Raw genomic sequence first — 18,954 nt, 5'->3', positions numbered from 1 at the left:
GCCGCCCAGGCCATCCTCCTCTCGGACGCATGGCCTGACTGGTTTCGCCGATGCCAGTATGAGGTCAGGGAGCGAGAACCCGATCCACGCGGGCTCCCAGCCCGGTCAACACCTCGTATTCGATGGTGCCTCCCCAGGCGGCCACCTCCGATACGGTGATGCCCTGGTCGGCCCATAGGTCGATCCAGTCCCCGGCCTTCACGTCCAGCCCGGTCACGTCGACCATGAACTGATCCATGCAGATGCGGCCCAGTACGGGGCGGCGTTCGCCCTGTACGGTCACCTGCGCATGCAGGGTGGCGTTCCGGGGATAGCCATCGGCGTACCCGATGCCGACGGTGGCCAGGGTCAGGTCGCGTGGGGCGGTGTACAGGCCGCCGTAGCTGATGGTCTCGCCCGCGTGGGCTCCATGCACAAAGGTGACCTGGGCCTGCAGGGACATGACTGGACGCAGCGGGAGCACCTCCCGCAGGTGCGGGGGCGCGAACCCATAGGCAGCCAGGCCAGGCCGGGCCAGCGCCATGCCTGGCAGGGCACCCAGGCTGAGAATGCCGCCCCCGTTCGAAGCGTGCGCCAGCAGCGGGGGAAGGGCTGCGAGAACTGCCGTGAAGCGCCGGAACTGCTCGTGCGCGAACCCCAGATCCGGCTCGTCACTGGTGGCGAAGTGGGTGTAGGCCCCCTCCAGCTGGCCGCGCTCTGCGAGCCGCTGGCCAACTGCGACCGCCGCCTCTGGCCGGGCCCCCAGGCGGTTCATGCCGGTGTCGACCTTCAGGTGCGCGCGTGCGTGTTCCGGCAGGGCCTCGGCTTCCGCCAGGGTGGCGACGGGAATCCGGACGCCCAGAGCCACGAGGGCCGGCACCTCCTGAGGCGTGGGGGGAGTGAGCAGCAGAATCGGCTTGCCGAGGTTTAGGGCGGCCAGGGCCTGCGCCTCGCGCGGCACGGCGACCGCGAAGCCCCACAGGTGCGGGGAGCGGGCGGCCGGGCGGGCAATGGTCTCCAGACCGTGCCCGTAGGCGTTGGCCTTGACCGGCAACAGCAGGGGCACCTCGGCCCGAGCGGACAGGGCCGCGAGGTTATGCAGCAGGGCGGTCTCGGAGATCAGGGCGCGCGCGCGCGCGGCGAACTCGGGCGGGGGCGCCGCAGTCATGGGGGCACTGTAGCGCGTGATCCGGCGCGGCTGGAAGGCACGTGTATTCTCGGGGCAGCCATGCCCACGCCCTTGCTGCAGACCGTGATCTCCATGTTGACCGTGCTGGCCTCTGTCTTCGTGGCGGGTGAGGCGGACGCGCAGGTGCAGGGCGTCCTGCCCCTGGTGTCCGTGGGGCAGAAATGGCCCCAGGCACAGGAATCCTACGTGATCCGCGTCTCCGACCAGGACGCCGGGAAGCCGGTGGGGCTGGAGGTGTACAGCCCGACGTTCAACCTCGCGGATTACGTGGACGGGCGGCGCAGCGCCGGGTACTTCGGCGACGAGATCTACAAGAAGAACGAGGTGTTCCAGAGTACGTTCACGCTGAGCGGGCCGGGCGGCCTTGTTCTTGAACGGCGCTATGGGATGAACCGGGAACACACCTGGGAGAGCCTGTTCGCCGGAGGACTGGCGGCCGGCGTCTATACCCTGAAGGTCGTGAGCAGCGGCGATGGCAAGAATTCCTTCGCGCTGCGGGTTGCGCCGCCCTTCGTACTGGAAACCAGCGATTTCAGCGTGAATGCCCGCGCGAGCGAGAAGACGGCGGTGCTGGCCGCCACGCTGAACGTCACGCCCGACTGGGTCGGGAAGACCGTGGGCCTCCAGAATTACGACGTCGACGGGCCCGGAGAGGCGGAAACCTGGGTGGTACAGCCCGGCGGCACCCGCGTGAACCTGAAGGTCAGCGGGAACGGCGAGACCGTGACCGATCCCTTCGTGATCACGGCCGCCATGGTCGGCCCGTGGCAGATCTACATTCGCGTGCTGCCGACCACCAAGCAGTTCAGCAATGCCATCCGGTATTCCTTCCGGCTGGACGGTCAGCCCGTGCGGGCACAGGTGGGCGGCTTCACCCCGCCAGAGGGTCTGAAGGTCAGCAACCAGCTGCTGGTGGACGTAGTCGATCCGCAGGGCCAGCCGATTCCCGGGGCCTCATACGCGCTGGTCGGCGATTCTGTCGTGCGGCCCCTGTTGCCGGCCGGGTACGTGCCGATCAGCGCGAGCATCGTGCAGGGCACCGGGAACATCACGTCGCCCGCCGAGGTGCGCTTCCAGCCGGGCTTCACCAAGGTGCGCTTCATGGCCCGGCCCCCGTCGGGGCGGCTCACGGTGGACGCCGTGGCGATCTACGGTACGCAGCGCCTCCCGCTGACCGGCACCCCCTTCGAGGTCGCGGGCCGCACGCTGAGCACGCCCGGCACCGTGCCGCTGGCCCCCGGCGACTACCCGGTCAAGCCCGGCGTGGTACCCGGCGCGACCGTCAGCCCTCCCCTGCCCGGCCACGTGACCGACAGCGCCACGTCCCACGTGACCATCGAGTACCGCGTGCAGGCCGACATCACGCTGGTGACCAGTCCGGATATCGTGAACGCCTGCGACGTTACTCAGCTCACCGCGACCGCCCACACGGATTTCCCGCAGCGTCTGCCGGGCCGCCTGAAGCTCACGCTGCCCAGCGGCTGGACCACCGATTACCCGCTGGAGGTGCCGGGGGAATTCAGTGCCGGGCTGCCCCTGCGCCTGAAGGTACCGGTCCGGGTGTGTCGCAGCGACAGTGCCGAGGCGATCCTGGATCCCATCGACCTGCGCACAACCGGCGCGGCGCGGGTTCGCAGTCCCGGCGGATCGAACGTGACGCGCAACGTCCAGGGCGGCGCGCGGGCCAGTCTGGCGAAGACGCTGGACGCCGTGACCGGCGGCTACACCGTGACGTTGCGCCTCGCCGTGGACAGTACCCTGGCCAATGTGCGGTTGATCGATCCGCTGCCCACGGGTGGGACGCGCTCCGGCCTGAACGTGCAGGGCCCCCAGGGCACCGCCCCGAAGGCGCGGTTCGATGGGGACGCGGTGGTGCTCGCCCAGGTCGTACCGGGCACATACGTCGTGACCTACAGCCTGGTGTCGGATCAGCCGGCGGATCGGGTGGGCACCATTCCGGATCTGGACTGGTAGGCCGCTACCCGGCTTGAGCGGCGGCGCATGCGCGTCTCACGGCCGTCCCCTACTCTTGCCGCATGAGGCGCGTCCTGCTGCTCCTGACCATGCTGGTTCTGGCCGGCTGTTCGGCCCCGCAGGCTCCGACGCCGACGGTCGAACTGCTGGGCGCTCCGGCCACACTGAACGTCTCTGGCACCCTCGTGACCGCGCTGGCCATGCCGACGGTGCGGAGTGGCACGTTCAAGGTACAGGTTCGCCTTCATGCGGATCGCTCCCTCGGACCCGGACTGCGGTTGACCGGCGTGTATGTGGTCACGGACGCGGGCGTGTGGAAGGGTGCGGTCGGTTCGGCACAGCGCAGCACATGTGGTTCCACCTGCATGCAGGGCACCGCGTCGGGCAGTGCTGCGGGGTTGAGGGCCGGACAGACGGTGCAGGTCGTGGCCCGCGTGCAGGACGAGAAGGGCCGTGCCCTCTGGGTGCGCGCCCCGAAAGTAACGGTCGGCGCCGCGCCCTGACCTGAACGCCGTCTACTCCCGGTCGTCGTACTCGTGCAGCAGCATGGCGTCCGGATCGCCGCCCGGGTGGTGATGCCGGGCCACCAGGCGCGCCACGTGGGGACGTGCGCCTGCGTGGGCGAGCAGCCGGGCACCGAGTTCCGGGTGGTGGGCTCTGATCCCGAGCGCCCCGAGGGGCGGCAGGACGCGGGCCAGCCGGTTCGGGATCAGTCCGACCAGCACGCGCTCGCCCACGCGGTAGGGGCGCAGACTCTTGCCGCAGTCGTGGAGCAGCGCGGCGGCCACGACCTCCGGATGGGCGTACGGATGGTCGCGCAGCAGGGCCTGCGTCACGCGGCAGGCGTGCTCGCGGTCGCGGGGATCCATTGCCGCGTACACGAGCCATTCGGCTGGCTGGAGTCGGGCGGCGGCCCAGCTGTCGTCCGGGTGGGCCTGGTCGGCACGGACGCTGCGCAGCAGGCGGCGGATCTTGGCCAGGTAGCCCCGTGCCTTGCGCGCCGCGCGCTGGAGCAGGGTGCGGTGTGGCATGCTCCGAGCATAAGCCGCGAACCGGCCCTTCCCCGTGCCTCGCCGGTTCCCCCACCGGGTGACACGGCTGGAACCGCTCCCAGCGCGCGTCGCACGATGGTGCGTGTTACGTTCCTAGCATGACGAGCACGCGGCCGCCCGGTGGGAAGGACTCACAGAGTTTCGAGCATGCGCTGGTGCTAGAGACCGCGCGCGTCACGGAGGGGGCTGCCCTGGCCGCCAGCCGCTACCTGGGTCTGGGCGACAAGAACGCCGTGGACGGCGCGGGCACCGAGGCCATGCGCGGCCTGCTGAACTCCCTGGATATCCGGGGCACCGTCGTGATCGGCGAGGGCGAGATGGATGAGGCCCCCATGCTGTACATCGGGGAGCAGGTCGGCCACGGGCAGTACGAGGTGGACATCGCCGTGGATCCGGTCGAGGGCACTGAGGTGACCGCCAAGGGTCTGCCGAACGGGCTGGCCGTGATCGCCCTGTCGGAACGCGGCGGCCTGATGCACGCTCCGGACTGCTACATGGACAAGCTGATCGTGCCGCCCCCGGCCGCCGGGCGCGTGAACCTGGACTGGCCGGTCGAGGCGAACCTGAACGTGATCGCGCAGAGCCTCGACCGGGAAGTGGACGACCTCATGATCACGATTCTGGATCGGGAACGGCACGTCGACCTGATCCGCCGCGTGCGCGCCACCGGTGCCCGCGTGAAGCTGATCGGCGACGGCGACGTGGTCGCAGGCCTCGCCGTGGGCGTGCGCGGCACGGGCGTGCACGCCCTGATGGGCTCGGGCGGAGCGCCGGAAGGCGTGCTGTCGGCCGCCGCGTGCAAGTGCCTGGGCGCGGAGATCCAGGGCCGCTTCCTGGCCGAGGACGACGCCATGCGCGCGCGCTTCCGCGAGATGGGCGTGGACGAACACCGCGTGTACAAGACGGCCGATCTGGCCCCCGGCGCACAGATGGTGTTCAGCGCGACCGGGATCACGTACGGGGAACTGCTGAACGGCGTGCGGCGCTTCGCGGGCGGGGCCCGGACGCACACGCTGGTGATGGGCTACGCCACCCGAGTGGTGCGCTTCATCGACTCGGTGCACCTGGAGGACGACAAGGCCCGCGTCACCATCCGGATCTGAGGCGACCCTGCTTCGCCACCAGTTCGGGAGTGTGCCAGCCGCGGCACAGCGTTCCGGTCATGTCCTGAGCGCGAACCCGCTACCCTGCGGGCATGGCACTCTTCAGACTCGACGGGAAACGCGCGCTGGTCACGGGTGGCAGCAAGGGCATCGGGCTGGCTGCCGCCGCGCAACTGCGTGATCAGGGAGCCGACGTGACCATCGCCGCCAGAAACGAAGCCACGCTCCGCAGCGCCGCCGAGACCCTCGGGATCCGCTGGGTGGTCGCGGACGTCAGCACTCCCGAGGGCGTGCAGGCGGCTGTGGCAGCTGCCGGTGAGGTGGACATCCTGGTCAGCAACGCGGGCGGCCCTCCCCCCAGCCTGCCCAGTCAGGTCGGTGACGAGGCCTGGCAGCGCGGCTTCGAGACGACCTTCCTCAGTACCACCCGGCTGGTGGAGCGCGTCCTGGGCGGCATGCGCGAGCGCCGGTGGGGACGGATCATCGCGATCACCAGCCTCACCGTGGGCCGCCCCTCGTTGTCGCTGCCGATCAGCAATGCCATGCGGGCCGCCGTCACGAACCACCTGCGTACCCTCTCGCTGGAGGTCGCGCAGGACGGCGTGACGTGCAACACGGTGGCGCCCGGCTACACGGCCACGGATCGGCTGAAGGCCCTGCACGCCAATCCCGCCGAGGCCGAGAAACTGACGGCGCGCATTCCTGCCCGACGGTTCGGGCAGCCGGGCGAGGTCGCGGCGGCCATCACGTTCCTGGCCACGGAAGAGGCGGCTTACATCACGGGACAGGAGATTCTGGTGGACGGCGGCTGGAGCATCTGACCAGAAGATTCGGGCAAAACGAGGGCCTGGACGTCGGTCACCACGACGTCCAGGCCCTATAGCCGACTGAACTGGTCTTACAGGATCTTGCTGAAGTCGACGGTCGCGGTGCCGGCGGTCTGGGCGCTGATACCGTTAGGGAAGAAGCCGCCCTTGGTGGCCGCGCCGGTTGTGTCCAAGAACACGATGTTCGCCACGTTGCGGGGGCTGCGGCTGTACGCGATGGAGTTCTTGTCAGCGAGCACGATGTTGGATTCCGTGGCCACGCTGGAGGTGATGCCCTGGTCGTCGTCGCTGCTGCCGTCCACGGCGTCGCGCAGGTCACTGATCGCCTGGACGATCTGGGCGACGGTCAGGCCGGCGGCGGCCACGACGTCCTTCTGCTGGTACAGCAGGGTGCGGATCATGCCGGCGTGGTAGGCCTCGACGGCCAGAATGCCCGCCGCGTTCTCCAGGTTGCCGCCGGCGGTGTCGTCGACCAGCAGGCGCGCCGCGCCCTTGTACGCCGAGACGCCCACATCCTCGAACACGAACGCGCCGTGCAGGAAGAAAAGTTCGTTGGCGAAGGGGTTGAAGCCCGTGATTGCGCCCTTAGAGGCCAGGTTGCCCGCCGCCAGGAACGAGTTGGTCAGGTCGAGCGTGGGCTGTACGACGGGACCGTTGACACCCGCAGCCGCCGACAGCACCGCACGGATCACGGCGACATGGTTCTTCTCGTCGGTGGCCGTCTCGTTGGCGTAGGCGCGCACGCCCGCCGACATGCCGGGAACGCCGATGCCGTCCTTGCCGGTAAAGCCGCTGGGCAGGATCACCTTGCTGCTGTCACCGCCCACCGCGTCGAGTTCAGCGAGGCGGCCGGTCGCCGCGAGGTAGAAAGCCGCTTCCAGGTATTCGAGGTTCAGCGCGAAGTTGAAGATAATGGCGTCCAGGTTCGCTTTGGCCGGAGCAGCGGCGATGGTGGTGGCGCAGCTCGACAGCACCGCGCCGGCACCCATGAGGCCGGTCATACCGAGGAACTTGCGGCGTGTAGAAACGTTCTGGGACATGGTGGAACCTCCGTGGACTAGGGGCGGGAACGGGGCGGATGGAGGGGCAGGCCGTGAACCAAGTCCCGCAGCGGAACATCGGTCAGGAGTGGGTCAGGTGCGCCTTCACTGAGCTTCTAAGCGAGGTGCAGCCGGTTGGATCACGGATCGTGCAAGCGTGAAGATGGCCTAAAGACGCTGGCGGCTGCGTAGTGGATCCAGCCCAACAACGCGGCCAAAGATCAACGCCCTGCCTTCAGAACGGCAGGGCGCTGATCATGGCCTCTATACGGACTGGGCAAACAGCGGCTTCGTGGTGGGTTGCGGGCTTCCACCAGCCGGTTCGACACTGACCGCAATGGTCGCATGGGGCGGCAGGGCGGCCGTGAGCAGGCCCGCCTCGTCGAACACGCCAAGGGAAACCGGAGTCCCCGCCTGAATCTGCCACAGCTGGTAGGTTCGGCCGGGATCGGCAGGCCGATTCAGCTGCACGAACACACGGCCGTTGGCAAGGCGCACGAGGGTGCCGAGCGGCTGACCGCTGGCCAGGACAGGGGTGCTGACAGCACCGGGAGTATGCGCGTACCGCTCCAGAGGATCACCGGACGGACGGAGGGCAAAGAGCAGAGCGACCGCTGCCGCGAGGCCCAGGGGCAGCACCAGCCACCACGCAGACCGACGGGCCAGGTTACGCACATCCGGCGCAGCAGTGGGAACGGGCATCGGCGTCGTGGCCGGCGTGACCCCTGAAACGAGGGGGACAGACGTGCCTATGTCGCTGGTATCCGCGCTGCTGAGATTCTCAACGTGCAACCGCGCGATCAGGCGATCCTCGGCGTCCGCCGGAATCGTCACCTGCTCTAAATCAAGGTCATCGAGCAGGGAGCTGAGGGTCTCGTGCAACGCCTGCCATTCCTGTTGCAGAGCTGGATCCGTCTTCAGCTGTTCCTGCAGCGCTGCCTCTTCGGCCGGGGAAAGCTGGCCGAGGGCGCTGGCGAGCAGGCGTTCTTCATGTTCCACGGTCTTTCCCCTCCTTTCCGCCGGGTGCGAGCGAAGTCCTCATGTGCTCCAGGGCGATCCGCAGACGGGATTTTACTGTGCCCAGGGGCAGGCCGGTGATCGTGGCGAGTTCGGAGTGCGTGTAACCCCGGTAGTACATCAACTCCACCAGATGCCGTTGCGAGTCGTCCAGGGCGGTCATCGCCTGTTGGGCCACGATGGCGTCCGTGGGGTCGGTGGCGGCCGTCGGTTCATCCCAGTCTTCGAGTTCCAGGGTGGCGTCCGGCCGATCACGAAGCTGTTGCAGGAAGCGGTGGTGGGCGATGCTCACCAGCCACGTCTTGGCCTTGGCGCGGCTGGGATCGAAGCGGGCCGCGTGCTTCCAGGCATTCATGAAGGCGTCCTGCACGCAGGAATCCACGTCGTCCGGTTGCCGGAGCATGCGCCCACCCAACCCGTAGAGCAGCCGGGCATAGCGGCGGTGCAGTTCCCGCAGGGCCTCCTCGTGACGGCCAGCCATCATGAGCATCAGCGTCTCATCTGGGGTGTCGTGCAGGTGGCCGAGTTCCGTCATGGGTGCCAGCACAGGTTAACAAAGCGCATGACGGCCGTATGGACCCTATCCTTACCGCGCCTTACAGAACGGTCTGAACGCCGACGACTTCACGCGCTCCGGGCCACCCGGAACACGCCACACCCTTCAGGACACGCGCGGCGCCGACTCGGTGGGGGCCGTCACCGCTGTGGCGGGCACGGCCTGTACCGGCGCGATGCTCGGTGCGGCTACGGTGGTCTTGAATTCTTCGGTCACGCCACTCGTGACCTTGCGGAACTCGCGCAGGCCCGCGCCGAGGCTCTTGCCGAGTTCCGGCAGCTTGCGCGGTCCGAAGACGACCAGGGCAACAATCAGGATCACGATCAGTTCCGGGGCACCAATATTGGGCATGTTGAACTCCTTGTCAGAGGATGGAAGCGCTCTGCCGCCATGTGGGAGTGGCTGTCGGCACCCCCGGCACTCCGGAGGGCCATCCACCTGACCAGAGATATGCGGGGCCACCGGACTTGGATCACCCCCCGCCGGGTGAGTCGGAGATGGCCGCCAGATGGAATGGCTCGGGAAACATTACAGACCACACCTGTGCGGACGCGGTTGTCCGGCTGACACGGCCTGCAAGGCCGACCTATCGCCAGCCACAGGAGCGCCGACACCAGCCTGTCGATTCGCCCTAAAGGTGCGTTCTGCGACAGACTCTTAACACTCGCTGAACGCCAGGGGGCTAGCTTAAGGTTGGGTGATGATCCGGCCGGGCCGGTCGAGCATATGCCTGGGTGTTCACGCCGATGATGCGGCAAGCCGTTCGGTCTCAGCCCACCTTCTCCCCCTACCCGCACACCGCTGAAACGAACTCAGCACTGGAGGCATCCCATGTCCTTAGGTCCCCTGGAAATCATTCTGCTGATCGTCGTGATTGCCCTGCTCTTCGGGGGCCGCAAACTCTCCGAACTCGGCAAGGGCCTGGGTCAGGGCATCCGCGAGTTCAAGAAGGAAACCACGGACGCGTCCAAGCCCGTGACCGACGTGCAGAGCCGTCAGCTCGACCCGGTCACGGGGGCCCCCATGGCGGACGTGACCGCCCAGCCGGTCAGCGACCGCCGCAGCTGAGGTTCCGGTCATGTCGCAAGGCGCCGACCTCAAGAGCGCACCGCTGTTCGATCACCTGGACGAACTGCGGAAGCGCCTGATCATTTGCGTGGTGATCCTGGTCGTGGCGATGGCCATCACCTTCCAGTACCGCACCCAGCTGATCGCGCTGATCGAAGCTCCGTTGCAAGGCTCAGTGAACTACCAGAGCGGCAAGGTCAAGGTCGTGACCTTCAACCTGACGGATCAGTTCCTGCTGAGCTTGAACCTGTCCTTCTGGGCAGGCCTGGCCCTGTCGCTGCCGCTGATTCTCGGGCAGGTCTGGGGCTTCATCGCGCCAGGACTGTACCCCACCGAGCGGCGTTGGGCGCTGCCCTTCATCATCGGGGCGGGCGTGTCGTTCCTGTGCGGGGCACTGTTCGGCTATGAACTGGTGCTGCCGGCCATGGTGAAATTCCTGCTGGATTTCGGACCGCTGGACACCAACCTTGGCCTGTACAACTTCATTGGCCTGATGACGACCTTCCTGGTGTCCTTTGGCCTGGCCTTCGAATTGCCAATCCTGGCGGTCATCCTGACCAAGATCGGGATCGTGAACCACGTGATGCTGCGCAAGGGCTGGCGTTTCGCACTGGTCGCCGTGATGGTGGCCGCCGCCGTCATCACGCCCACCCCCGATCCCGGAAACATGTTGATGGTCGCCGTGCCCCTGTACCTGCTGTACGAACTGGGGGTGCTCCTGTCGCGCGTGTTCCGCCTGCCTCCGCCGGAGGAAGCCGAGACGCCTATCCTGGGCACCTGAACCGGCGCCTCTGAACGCCGCCCGACCCACGTACTGGGTCGGGCGGCGTTCGCATGGTTCCACTTCCACCCGTGACCGGGAGCGCGGCAGGCCGTACACTGGCACCGACTTATGAATCCTGTCTTTCTGAACATCGGTGGGTTCACCATCGCCTGGTACGGCGTGCTGATCACGCTCGGCATCGTGGCCGGCGTGTGGGTCGGCACCCGCATGGCCCGCGCGCGCGGCCTGAACGTTGACCTCTTCAACGACATGATCCTGTGGATGATCGTGTGGGGCCTGGTGGGGGCGCGGCTGGTCTTCGTCCTGACGTCCTGGAACCAGTTCTCCGGAATTCCTTTCCCGCGCGTCCTGCTGGATATCGTCAACCTGCGCGCCGGGGGAATCAGCATCCACGGGGGCCTGATCGGCGGCATCCTGACCATCATCTACTTCGCGCGGCGCTACCGTTTCGATTTCTTCCGCTATGCGGATCTGGCGGTGCCGGGAGTGGCCTTCGGCGTGATCGGTGGGCGGATCGGGAACATCATGAACGGCACGGACACCGTGGGCCGCGTGACAGGCTGGCCCATCGGCTTCCACTGGCCGGCCTCCGCGCGAGCTTTCCACGAGGGCATGTGCGTGCCGAATCCCAATCCGGATCTCGACCTGTCGAAGTACTGCCAGACCATCGGCGGGCAGGTCGTGATGACCGCGCCAGTGCACTTCACGCAGATGTACGGCGTGATCATCGGCATCATCCTGTCGGTGGCCGCGTACTACTGGCTGCGGTCGCGCAAGTCCGGCTGGGCCTTCTGGCAGTTCTGGCTGTGGTACTCGATCCTGCGCGCCGGCTGGGAGGAGACCTTCCGCCTGAATCCCCTGTTCCCGAAGGCGTACCTGAGCCAGGGCCTGGACAAGGCCGGGATCGGACTGTTCACAGAAACGCACCTGATCTCGATCCCGCTGATCATCGTGAGCATCTGGATGCTGATCCGCATCCGCACCCGCCCGGACGACCGCTCGGCCACCACGGGTGAGTTCCTGACCCAGGACGGCGCGAGCGCGAAGGCGCCGGCCGGAGCCTGACCAATCCACCGGGCAGCCCAGCACCACGCGGCTGGAGGCTGTCGGTGTGGGCCTGTGGCCCGAGTACACTCCCGGAAGGTGACATGACATGAACGCAAACGAACGTCCGCTGGACGTGGTGATCCTGGCCGCCGGGCAGGGCACCCGCATGAAGTCGGCGGTGCCGAAGGTGCTACACCCGGTCGCAGGCCGGCCGATGGTCGCGTGGGCCGTAAAGGCCGCGCAGGAAGTGGGGGCGCGGCAGGTGGTCGTGGTCACCGGGCACGGCGCGGATCAAGTGGAGGCCGCCCTGAACGGCAGTGGCGTGATGTTCGCGCGACAGGAAAAACAGCTCGGCACCGGGCACGCCTTCCTGTGCGGCCTGGACGCCCTGACCGACCACCAGGGCGCGGACGTGCTGGTGCTCTACGGCGATACGCCCCTGCTACGCTTGGAGACCCTGCGCGCCCTGCTGGACGACCATCGAGAACGCGACAGTGCGTTCACGATCCTGACCGGCGAACTGCCCGACGCGAGCGGGTATGGCCGGATCATCCGTGACCGGCAGGGCAACGTGGAACGCATCGTGGAGCACAAGGACGCCTCGGCGCTGGAACGCACCGTGCGGGAATTCAACAGCGGCGTGTACCTGCTGGACTCACGCGCCACGGATCTCGCGCACCGAATTACCAACAATAATGCCAGCGGCGAGTATTACCTGACGGATCTGCTGGGCCTGTACCGCGCCCAGGGGTCCGAGGTGCACGCCTTCAAACTGGACGATCCGGGCGAGGTCATCGGCGCGAACGACCGCACCGGACTGGCCGAGGCCGAGGGCATCATCCGGCAGCGCATCACGACCGATCACATGCGGGCCGGCGTGACCATCCACATGCCGGAGACCGTGTATATCGAAGACACGGTCACGCTCGGGCGGGACGTGACGCTGGAGCCCGGCGTGATCCTGCGCGGCCAGACCAGCCTTGCCGATGACGTGACCGTCGGCGCGTACGCGGTGATCAGCGACAGCATTCTAGAGGCGGGCGCGGTCGTGAAACCACACAGCGTGCTGGAGGGAGCACGGGTGGGACCGGGCAGTGACGTGGGGCCGTTCGCGCGCCTGCGTCCGGGCACGGTGCTCGGCGTGGGCGTGCACATCGGGAACTTCGTGGAAACGAAGAACGCGCAACTCGCGGCCGGTGTGAAGGCCGGACACCTCGCCTACCTGGGCGACGTGACCATCGGTGAGGAAACGAACGTCGGAGCGGGCACCATCGTCGCGAATTACGACGGCGTGAACAAGCACCGCACGGCGGTCGGCGCGGGCGTGTTCATCGGCAGCAACTCGACCCTGATCGCCCCCCGCACGGTGGGGGACGCTGCATTCATCGCCGCCGGGAGCGCGGTGCACGACGATGTACCCGAGGGGGCCATGGCCGTGGCGCGTGGCAAGCAGCGCACCATCGAGGGCTGGTCCCGGCGGTACTGGGGCGGCCTGCGGGAGCAGGTGAACGGCAAACTGCCGTGGCTGGCTGCGTGGCTGGGGAAACAGGGGGACTAAGGCGCCCACGGGAAGGGAGTAGGCTCCACTTTCCGGTCGGGAGCACCGCAAGGGAACGGCGTGAGCCACAGCTGGGGCGGACTGTCCGGCTCGAACGTCAAAGCAGTCAGCACGGGCGGCAGCCAATGCCCTCCGTCCTGACTGCACTCTGGATCTCGTCTGAACAGTAGGCTCACTCAGGCGGCCACGCCACCGCCCAGCCCCGTACTCAACGGCTGCGCAGTGTTCCCTGCACCGCGCTCATGAACTCGGCGCGGGTTCGGGGGTCATCCTTGAACAGCCCCCGCATGGCCGAGGTGGTCGTGCTGGAGTTCTGCTTCTGCACCCCCCGCATCGCCATGCACAGGTGCACGCCTTCCATCAGCACGGCCACGCCCCTGGGATTCAGAAGCTCCTGAACGGCGTCCGCGATCTGCGTCGTGATGCGCTCCTGCACCTGCAGCCGCCGGGAATACAGGTCCACGATGCGCGCGAACTTGCTCAGGCCCAGGATCTGGCCGTCCGGGATGTACGCGATGTGCGCCCGGCCGTAAAAGGGCAGCATGTGGTGCTCGCACATGGAGTAGAACTCGATGTCCTTCACGATCACCATCTCGCTGCCGTCGGCGGCAAAGACTGCGTCTCCTACGGCATCCTTCAGGGATTTCGCGTAGCCGGCCGTCAGGAACCCCCAGGCTTTCGCCACGCGATGCGGGGTTTTCTGGAGCCCCTCGCGTTCCGGGTCTTCGCCGATGGCTTCGAGCCACCCGTGGGTGAGGGCGCGCAATCCGGGCACTTCATGTTTCTCGTCAGCGGCGCTGATCATCGGTTCCGTGGTCAAGGTGGAGCTCCTTCTCATCCTGCCCAGGTGAAGGCGGAATGAACATGAATGCCGCGAGTGTAGGTCACCCCCACGCGCGGCAATTGTCAAATTGGTTTCAGGACGGCCCGATCAGGCCGCCTGGCCCATCAGTGCCAGCTGACCTCACCGTAGGTCTGTTCGCGTGCCGGACCGGCCGAGAAGATCACCACCGGGCAGTCCACGGTCTCCTCGATCAGATCCAAGTACGCCTGGGCTTCCCTGGCCAGCGTGGCGCGGCTGGTCGCGCCGTCCGTCGTGGCCCAGCCCTTCATCTGCCGCATGACCGGCTGCCCATCAGCGTCGTAGGCCACGCACACCGGCACCGTCTCCAGGCCCGCCAGGACGTCCATCTTGTTGATGACCAGGCCGTCCAGGCCGTTCACGTCCACCGCGTACTTCAGCAGTCCCAGATCCAGCCAGCCCACCCGGCGAGGACGGCCGGTCGTCGTGCCGTACTCGTCCCACGGCTGCGAGCCGTCGCCGCGCAGGCGCAGGATGCCCTCGTCATCGAGCACTTCCGTGACGAAGGGGCCATGGCCCACCCGGGTGTTGAAGGCCTTCGCCACTCCGTACACCTTGTGGATCGCCTTGTGGTTCACGCCCGCCCCGACCAGAATCCCGCCCACCGTGGGGTGCGAACTGGTCACGAAGGGGTACGTGCCGTAATTCAGGTCGAGCAGCGTTGCCTGCGCCCCCTCGAACAGCACGTTGCGCCCGCCCTTGATCGCCTCGCGCAGCTGCGCCCCCGTGTCCTGCACGAAAGGCAGCAACTGTTCGCGCACCAAGGCGAGCCCATCCAGGCCGTCTTGCACCGTTGCCCAACCGGCCTCGCGGGTGCTGTTCGGCTTGGCCTCCAGCAGGCGCTCCAGCCGCTCTGCTAGCACCGCATCGTCCGCCAGGTCCCCGAAGCGGATGCCTACCCGCCGCGCCCGGTCCGCGTACGCCGGGCCGATCCCGCGCCCGGTGGTGCCCACGAAGTCCTTGCGGCCATCCACGTACTTGTGATGCGGCAGCACCAGATGCGCCCGGTCACTGATCCGCAGTTCCGGATTCAGGCCCCCGGCGATCAGGTTGCGGCGTTCCTCCAGGAACTTGTCCGCATCGATCACCATGCCGTCACCCAGGATGGACACCGTTCCGTCGTGCAGCACGCCGCTGGGCAGCAGGTTCAGCTTGAAGGTCTGCCCCTTCGCCGTGACCGTGTGCCCGGCGTTCGCGCCGCCCTGGTACCGCACCACGAACTCCGCATCCGGGGCCAGGAAGTCCGTGATCTTCCCTTTCCCCTCGTCGCCCCACTGGGCCCCAACAATTGCAATTCCAGGCATTTCAGCCCCTTTGCCGCCGCGTACCCAGACTTACTCTTTTTGTCTCCTTGCCAGGGGTCAAAAAAAAGCACGGCGCGCGGCACCGTGCCTCACTGTAACCGAATGCATCGGCGTGGGATGAGGGTTGTTTACGCGGACGCGGCGCCGTGCCGTGGCTGCATCGCCTTGCCCGTCCTCACGTTCCCCCAGTGCATACACTGGGCGGATGTTGGAGGTGTCACAGGCCCTGCTGGACGGCTTCTTTCCCGAGGGCATCCGCACCGCCTCGCGCCTACCCGGCGGATCGCGGTGGCCCACCTGGAAAGTACAGACCCACACGGCGACCTTCGCCGCTAAGGTCTATGACACGCTGCCCCCGGCACGGCACCAGGCGACATTGCTGCGGGCTTTATGGGAGGACGGCTTTCCCGTACCGGCTGCCCACGTCCGCCTCATACATGATGGTGCCGCGCTGGTCACCGCCTGGATGCCCGGCGACCTCCTGGTCGACACCCTGTGGCGTGACCCGACATCGGCAGAGCGGCTGGGCCTTCGCCTGGGCGAGCTGCATGCCTGGCTGCACGCCTGGCACGTCCCTGACGCGATCTGCCAGGTTCTGCGCCTCCCGGATGACGCGCCCGTCCAGGGGAAGGCGCTGCTGCACCTCGACCTGCATCTGCTCAATGTGCTGGTTCACGGCGGTCAGCTTGGAACGGTGCTGGACTGGGAAGGAGCGCGGCTGGGCGACGCCCGACTCGATGTCGCGCGGACACTGAGCATCCTGAGCGTCGATCCGGCGATCCTGGCGCTGTCCCCCGAGCACAGGCAGGCCGTGCGCCGCCTGCGCCGGGCCTACCTGGAGGCGTACTCCCGGGCCACGGAAGTGACGTCCGATGGCCTGGCGCCCTTTCTGGCGTGGGCGGGGCGATACCTGATCAAGGATCTCAGCGGGAAAGTGGAGGACGGGACGCTCGATCCTGCACGGCGGTGGACGCGGGCGTGGCTCCGTCGGGCGGCCGGACAGCGCCCGTCGTAACCCGTCACGCGGTCGGTTGCTCCTCTCCCATCACGGTGAGCAGCAGCCGTCGTGGGCCGCCGTGGTCGCGGTGTTCGCACAGGTAAATCCCCTGCCATGTGCCCAGCGCGAGGCGTCCGGCGCGCACGGGCACGCTCAGGCTGGGGCCGAGGAGGCTGGCCTTGATGTGGGCGGCCATGTCGTCCGGCCCCTCCAGGGTGTGCGTAAAGTCCGGCCAGCTATCGGGCACGGCGTGGTTGAAGTACGTTTCGAAATCACGCCGGACGTCCGGGCTGGCATTCTCGTTCAGGGTCAGGCTGGCGCTGGTGTGCTGGAGAAAGACGTGCAGCAGGCCTACGCGCACGCCCAAGAGTTCCGGCAGGGCCGCGACGACCTCGCGGGTGATGAGGTGGAAGCCGCGCCGGACGGGCCTCAGGGTCAGGTCACGCTCGAGCCACATGGGGGCAGGGTAAAGCACAGGCCGTTCCCCGCCGTTTAACCGCGTGGGCGAACACTGCGGGCATGACCACTCCGCCCCCCACCCGGACGACTCCCAGGCCCTTCGATCTGCGGCGGGCGACCAGTGCGCTGCTGCTGCTGAGCGGCAGCCTCGCACTGGGGCTGACGACCTTCTGGCTGGGTTCCGGCACAGCTACCTCCAGCGCCACGACCGGCACCACGACGTCAGATCCGGCCAGCATGGACGATCAGGGCTGGACAGCCACCACGGACGACCGCGGCTGGACTCAGGCGGCGCCAGCGGCCACATACTCGTCACAGCCAGCCCAGGCGCCCAGCGGCCTGTCGAGGGGCGCATGAGGCCCGCCGATCTGCTGCCCGTGCCGGAGCTGACGCTGGAGGCGCTGGGCACGCAGGTGCGCGCGACCGGGCAGGGGGCCTTCGCAGCCCTGAACGAGGTGCGTCGCCTGGAGGCCGTGCTGAGCCGCTTCCGGCCCTCGCCCCTGACCCGCCTGAACGAGCAGGGTGAGCTGCTCGACCCGCCCACAGACCTGATGCTCGCCGTGCGGCACGCGCTGGACGTGGCCCGCCGCACCCACGGTCTGGTCACCCCGGCCGTCCTGGGCGCGCTGGAAGCCGCCGGGTATGTCGGCACCCCCGGCGACGCCCCCGTGCGGACGCCTGTGCCGGTGCCTGCGCTGGACGGCGTGCTGGTCACGCACGAGGTGATCCGGCTGCCCGCCGGGGTGCGGCTCGATCTGGGCGGCACGGCGAAGGGCTGGATCGCGGAACAGGCGGCGCGCTTCCTGGGGGGGAACGCGGTGCTGGACGCGGGCGGCGACCTGCACACCCAGTTCACCGGCGGCGGCACGATCGCCATCGAGACGCCGGACGGCTCGCCCATGTACGTGCACCTCGGCGCGGGCGTGGCCGGCGTGGCGACCAGCAGCGTCCTGAAGCGCGCGTGGACCGGCGGGCATCACCTGATCGACCCGCGCACCGGATGCAGCGCCGACACGACGTTCGTGCAGGTGACCGCGCTGGCAGGCCGCGTGACTGTAGCCGAGACCCTGGCAAAACTGGCGCTGCTGGGAGCAGACGACGTGCTGCGCGACCTCGCCCCGGCTGGAACGCGGCTGCTGGCCTTCGACCGGCACCACCGGATGCACGGCTGGCAGGACGGCGCGTGGGGACGGTGGGCCGCATGACCCGCACCCACCGCATCAACGGCGTGCTGGATGACGAGCGCAACACCCTGCTGACCGCCGGACTGCTGGTCGCATTCGGCCTGGCCTACGCGGCGTGCTGGCTGCACCTGGGGCCGCAGACGCTGGCGTGGAGCATGAACCGGGCGACGGGCACGGTCGCGTACCTACTGCTGGCGATCACGACCGCGACCGGAGCGCTGCTGGGCAGCCGGTACTCGCCACCTTGGCTAAGCCGCGCGTACCAGGCGGGCTGGCATGGGGTCGCGTCTGGCTTCGCGCTGGCCCTGGGCGTGCTGCACGGCATTCTGCTTACGGTGGACGTGCAGGCCCCGCAGTCGCTGGCCGCCATCCTCATTCCGGGCGCGAGCACGGTGCGGCCGCTGCCGGTGGCGCTGGGCACGCTGGGCCTGTACGCGCTGGCGCTGGTGGTGTTCAGCACGCAGGTGCGCAGAAGGTTATCTCCGCAGGTCTGGAAGGCGCTGCACCTCGCGGCCTATCCCGCCTTCGGCCTGCTGACCGCCCACGGCATCACTTCGGGCAGCGATCACCTGGGCCTCCTGTACGGCGGGTCGGTGGCGCTGGTCGCGTATACCTTTGGGCTGCGGCTGCTGGACGTGCGGCAGAGGCAGAGAGGACAGGCGAACCGCTGAAGCGGCTCAGACGGAGCGGTGACCACGCTGGCTCGGTCACCGCTCCGTCTGGTCTGGCGCGGCCACCCTCCTCAGCTTGTCCTGGGACAGCGATCTGACTGCGGAGAAGCCGCAAGGCCGCTGCCCTTCAGATAGTCCCGGAGACCGCGGGTTACCGGAAGCGTCAGCCGCTTCAGGTCACGTGCGGTCTGGCTGGTCTTCCCGCAGCACGCCACACCACAGTGGGTGGCAGCGACGGTTCCAGGCAGGAGAGAGGGGCACAGGGCCCGTCATGCCTACGCCC

Annotated in this window: 21 protein-coding genes; 12 read left to right on the top strand and 9 right to left on the bottom strand. The window is 68.0% G+C overall.

The window, feature by feature from the left end; all coding sequences use genetic code 11:
* Positions 1-64: 64 nt before the first annotated feature.
* On the bottom strand, positions 65-1,147 hold the full coding sequence (gene alr, locus E7T09_RS00600) for an alanine racemase (RefSeq protein ID WP_136387215.1): 1,083 nt from the start codon (positions 1,145-1,147) through the stop codon (positions 65-67).
* 60 nt (positions 1,148-1,207) lie between these two features.
* Between alr and E7T09_RS00595 the strand changes: the two genes are divergently transcribed.
* Both E7T09_RS00595 and E7T09_RS00590 read left to right on the top strand, forming a co-directional pair.
* Positions 1,208-3,142 carry a hypothetical protein gene (locus tag E7T09_RS00595; protein ID WP_136387214.1) on the top strand — a complete coding sequence of 645 codons (1,935 nt, stop codon included), beginning with the start codon at positions 1,208-1,210 and terminating at the stop codon, positions 3,140-3,142.
* Positions 3,143-3,204: 62 nt separating this feature from the next.
* Complete coding sequence (locus E7T09_RS00590; RefSeq protein ID WP_136387213.1) at positions 3,205-3,645, top strand: hypothetical protein; 441 nt, start codon at positions 3,205-3,207, stop codon at positions 3,643-3,645.
* 12 nt (positions 3,646-3,657) lie between these two features.
* Here the strand turns inward: E7T09_RS00590 and E7T09_RS00585 are convergent, their stop codons facing one another.
* Positions 3,658-4,173, bottom strand: a complete 516-nt coding sequence (locus E7T09_RS00585) for an HD domain-containing protein (protein WP_136387212.1) — start codon at positions 4,171-4,173, stop codon at positions 3,658-3,660.
* A 119-nt stretch (positions 4,174-4,292) separates the two neighbouring features.
* Between E7T09_RS00585 and glpX the strand changes: the two genes are divergently transcribed.
* Together glpX and E7T09_RS00575 are read left to right on the top strand one after the other, a co-directional pair.
* Positions 4,293-5,297 carry a class II fructose-bisphosphatase gene (glpX, locus tag E7T09_RS00580; protein WP_136387211.1) on the top strand — a complete coding sequence of 335 codons (1,005 nt, stop codon included), beginning with the start codon at positions 4,293-4,295 and terminating at the stop codon, positions 5,295-5,297.
* Positions 5,298-5,389: 92 nt separating this feature from the next.
* Complete coding sequence (locus E7T09_RS00575; RefSeq protein ID WP_136387210.1) at positions 5,390-6,118, top strand: SDR family oxidoreductase; 729 nt, start codon at positions 5,390-5,392, stop codon at positions 6,116-6,118.
* A 77-nt stretch (positions 6,119-6,195) separates the two neighbouring features.
* Here the strand turns inward: E7T09_RS00575 and E7T09_RS00570 are convergent, their stop codons facing one another.
* The 4 genes from E7T09_RS00570 to E7T09_RS00555 all read right to left on the bottom strand — a co-directional run bounded on the left by E7T09_RS00570 (position 6,196) and on the right by E7T09_RS00555 (position 9,088).
* Positions 6,196-7,164 (bottom strand): ferritin-like domain-containing protein, encoded by a 969-nt coding sequence (locus E7T09_RS00570; RefSeq protein ID WP_136387209.1) that lies wholly within the window; start codon positions 7,162-7,164, stop codon positions 6,196-6,198.
* Between the two features lie 264 nt (positions 7,165-7,428).
* Positions 7,429-8,163: an anti-sigma factor domain-containing protein gene (locus E7T09_RS00565; RefSeq protein ID WP_240741545.1), complete on the bottom strand. Its 735-nt coding sequence runs from the start codon at positions 8,161-8,163 to the stop codon at positions 7,429-7,431.
* Complete coding sequence (locus tag E7T09_RS00560; protein WP_240741544.1) at positions 8,153-8,716, bottom strand: sigma-70 family RNA polymerase sigma factor; 564 nt, start codon at positions 8,714-8,716, stop codon at positions 8,153-8,155. Before E7T09_RS00560 ends, E7T09_RS00565 begins: the two co-directional genes overlap by 11 nt.
* Positions 8,717-8,842: 126 nt before the next feature.
* Positions 8,843-9,088 carry a twin-arginine translocase TatA/TatE family subunit gene (locus E7T09_RS00555; protein WP_136387208.1) on the bottom strand — a complete coding sequence of 82 codons (246 nt, stop codon included), beginning with the start codon at positions 9,086-9,088 and terminating at the stop codon, positions 8,843-8,845.
* A gap of 480 nt (positions 9,089-9,568) precedes the next feature.
* Between E7T09_RS00555 and E7T09_RS00550 the strand changes: the two genes are divergently transcribed.
* The 4 genes from E7T09_RS00550 to glmU all read left to right on the top strand — a co-directional run bounded on the left by E7T09_RS00550 (position 9,569) and on the right by glmU (position 13,194).
* The gene (locus E7T09_RS00550; protein WP_136387207.1) at positions 9,569-9,805 is read left to right on the top strand and encodes a twin-arginine translocase TatA/TatE family subunit; all 237 of its coding nucleotides are present in this window, start codon (positions 9,569-9,571) and stop codon (positions 9,803-9,805) included.
* A 10-nt stretch (positions 9,806-9,815) separates the two neighbouring features.
* Positions 9,816-10,586 carry a twin-arginine translocase subunit TatC gene (gene tatC / locus E7T09_RS00545; RefSeq protein WP_136387206.1) on the top strand — a complete coding sequence of 257 codons (771 nt, stop codon included), beginning with the start codon at positions 9,816-9,818 and terminating at the stop codon, positions 10,584-10,586.
* Between the two features lie 111 nt (positions 10,587-10,697).
* Positions 10,698-11,654, top strand: a complete 957-nt coding sequence (locus E7T09_RS00540; protein WP_136387205.1) for a prolipoprotein diacylglyceryl transferase — start codon at positions 10,698-10,700, stop codon at positions 11,652-11,654.
* Between the two features lie 88 nt (positions 11,655-11,742).
* Positions 11,743-13,194 (top strand): bifunctional UDP-N-acetylglucosamine diphosphorylase/glucosamine-1-phosphate N-acetyltransferase GlmU, encoded by a 1,452-nt coding sequence (glmU, locus tag E7T09_RS00535; protein WP_136387204.1) that lies wholly within the window; start codon positions 11,743-11,745, stop codon positions 13,192-13,194.
* A gap of 208 nt (positions 13,195-13,402) precedes the next feature.
* Here glmU and folE read toward each other — a convergent pair whose 3' ends face one another.
* Both folE and E7T09_RS00525 read right to left on the bottom strand, forming a co-directional pair.
* Positions 13,403-14,032: a GTP cyclohydrolase I FolE gene (gene folE / locus E7T09_RS00530; RefSeq protein WP_136387203.1), complete on the bottom strand. Its 630-nt coding sequence runs from the start codon at positions 14,030-14,032 to the stop codon at positions 13,403-13,405.
* 110 nt (positions 14,033-14,142) lie between these two features.
* A complete protein-coding gene (locus tag E7T09_RS00525) occupies positions 14,143-15,360 on the bottom strand; it encodes an adenylosuccinate synthase (RefSeq protein WP_136387202.1) in 1,218 nt (405 codons plus the stop codon).
* Between the two features lie 205 nt (positions 15,361-15,565).
* Here E7T09_RS00525 and E7T09_RS00520 point away from each other — a divergent pair, with 205 nt between their 5' ends.
* Positions 15,566-16,375, top strand: coding sequence for a phosphotransferase (locus tag E7T09_RS00520; protein WP_205746930.1), 810 nt, complete (start codon positions 15,566-15,568; stop codon positions 16,373-16,375).
* Between the two features lie 4 nt (positions 16,376-16,379).
* Here the strand turns inward: E7T09_RS00520 and E7T09_RS00515 are convergent, their stop codons facing one another.
* The gene (locus tag E7T09_RS00515) at positions 16,380-16,814 is read right to left on the bottom strand and encodes a secondary thiamine-phosphate synthase enzyme YjbQ (protein WP_168734637.1); all 435 of its coding nucleotides are present in this window, start codon (positions 16,812-16,814) and stop codon (positions 16,380-16,382) included.
* Positions 16,815-16,876: 62 nt separating this feature from the next.
* Here E7T09_RS00515 and E7T09_RS00510 point away from each other — a divergent pair, with 62 nt between their 5' ends.
* Genes E7T09_RS00510 through E7T09_RS00500 form a run of 3 tightly spaced genes read left to right on the top strand, consistent with a single transcriptional unit; the run spans position 16,877 to position 18,671 of the window.
* Positions 16,877-17,173: a hypothetical protein gene (locus tag E7T09_RS00510; RefSeq protein WP_136387200.1), complete on the top strand. Its 297-nt coding sequence runs from the start codon at positions 16,877-16,879 to the stop codon at positions 17,171-17,173.
* Positions 17,170-18,021, top strand: coding sequence for an FAD:protein FMN transferase (locus E7T09_RS00505; protein ID WP_136387199.1), 852 nt, complete (start codon positions 17,170-17,172; stop codon positions 18,019-18,021). The genes E7T09_RS00510 and E7T09_RS00505 overlap by 4 nt, the downstream gene beginning before the upstream one ends.
* On the top strand, positions 18,018-18,671 hold the full coding sequence (locus E7T09_RS00500; RefSeq protein ID WP_168734636.1) for a ferric reductase-like transmembrane domain-containing protein: 654 nt from the start codon (positions 18,018-18,020) through the stop codon (positions 18,669-18,671). The genes E7T09_RS00505 and E7T09_RS00500 overlap by 4 nt, the downstream gene beginning before the upstream one ends.
* Positions 18,672-18,954: the final 283 nt, after the last annotated feature.

The organism is Deinococcus sp. KSM4-11, assembly GCF_004801415.1.
Classification (GTDB): Bacteria; Deinococcota; Deinococci; order Deinococcales; family Deinococcaceae; genus Deinococcus.
The sequence above is the reverse complement of the archived record's forward strand: the minus strand, read 5'-3'. Positions and strand labels throughout refer to the sequence as shown.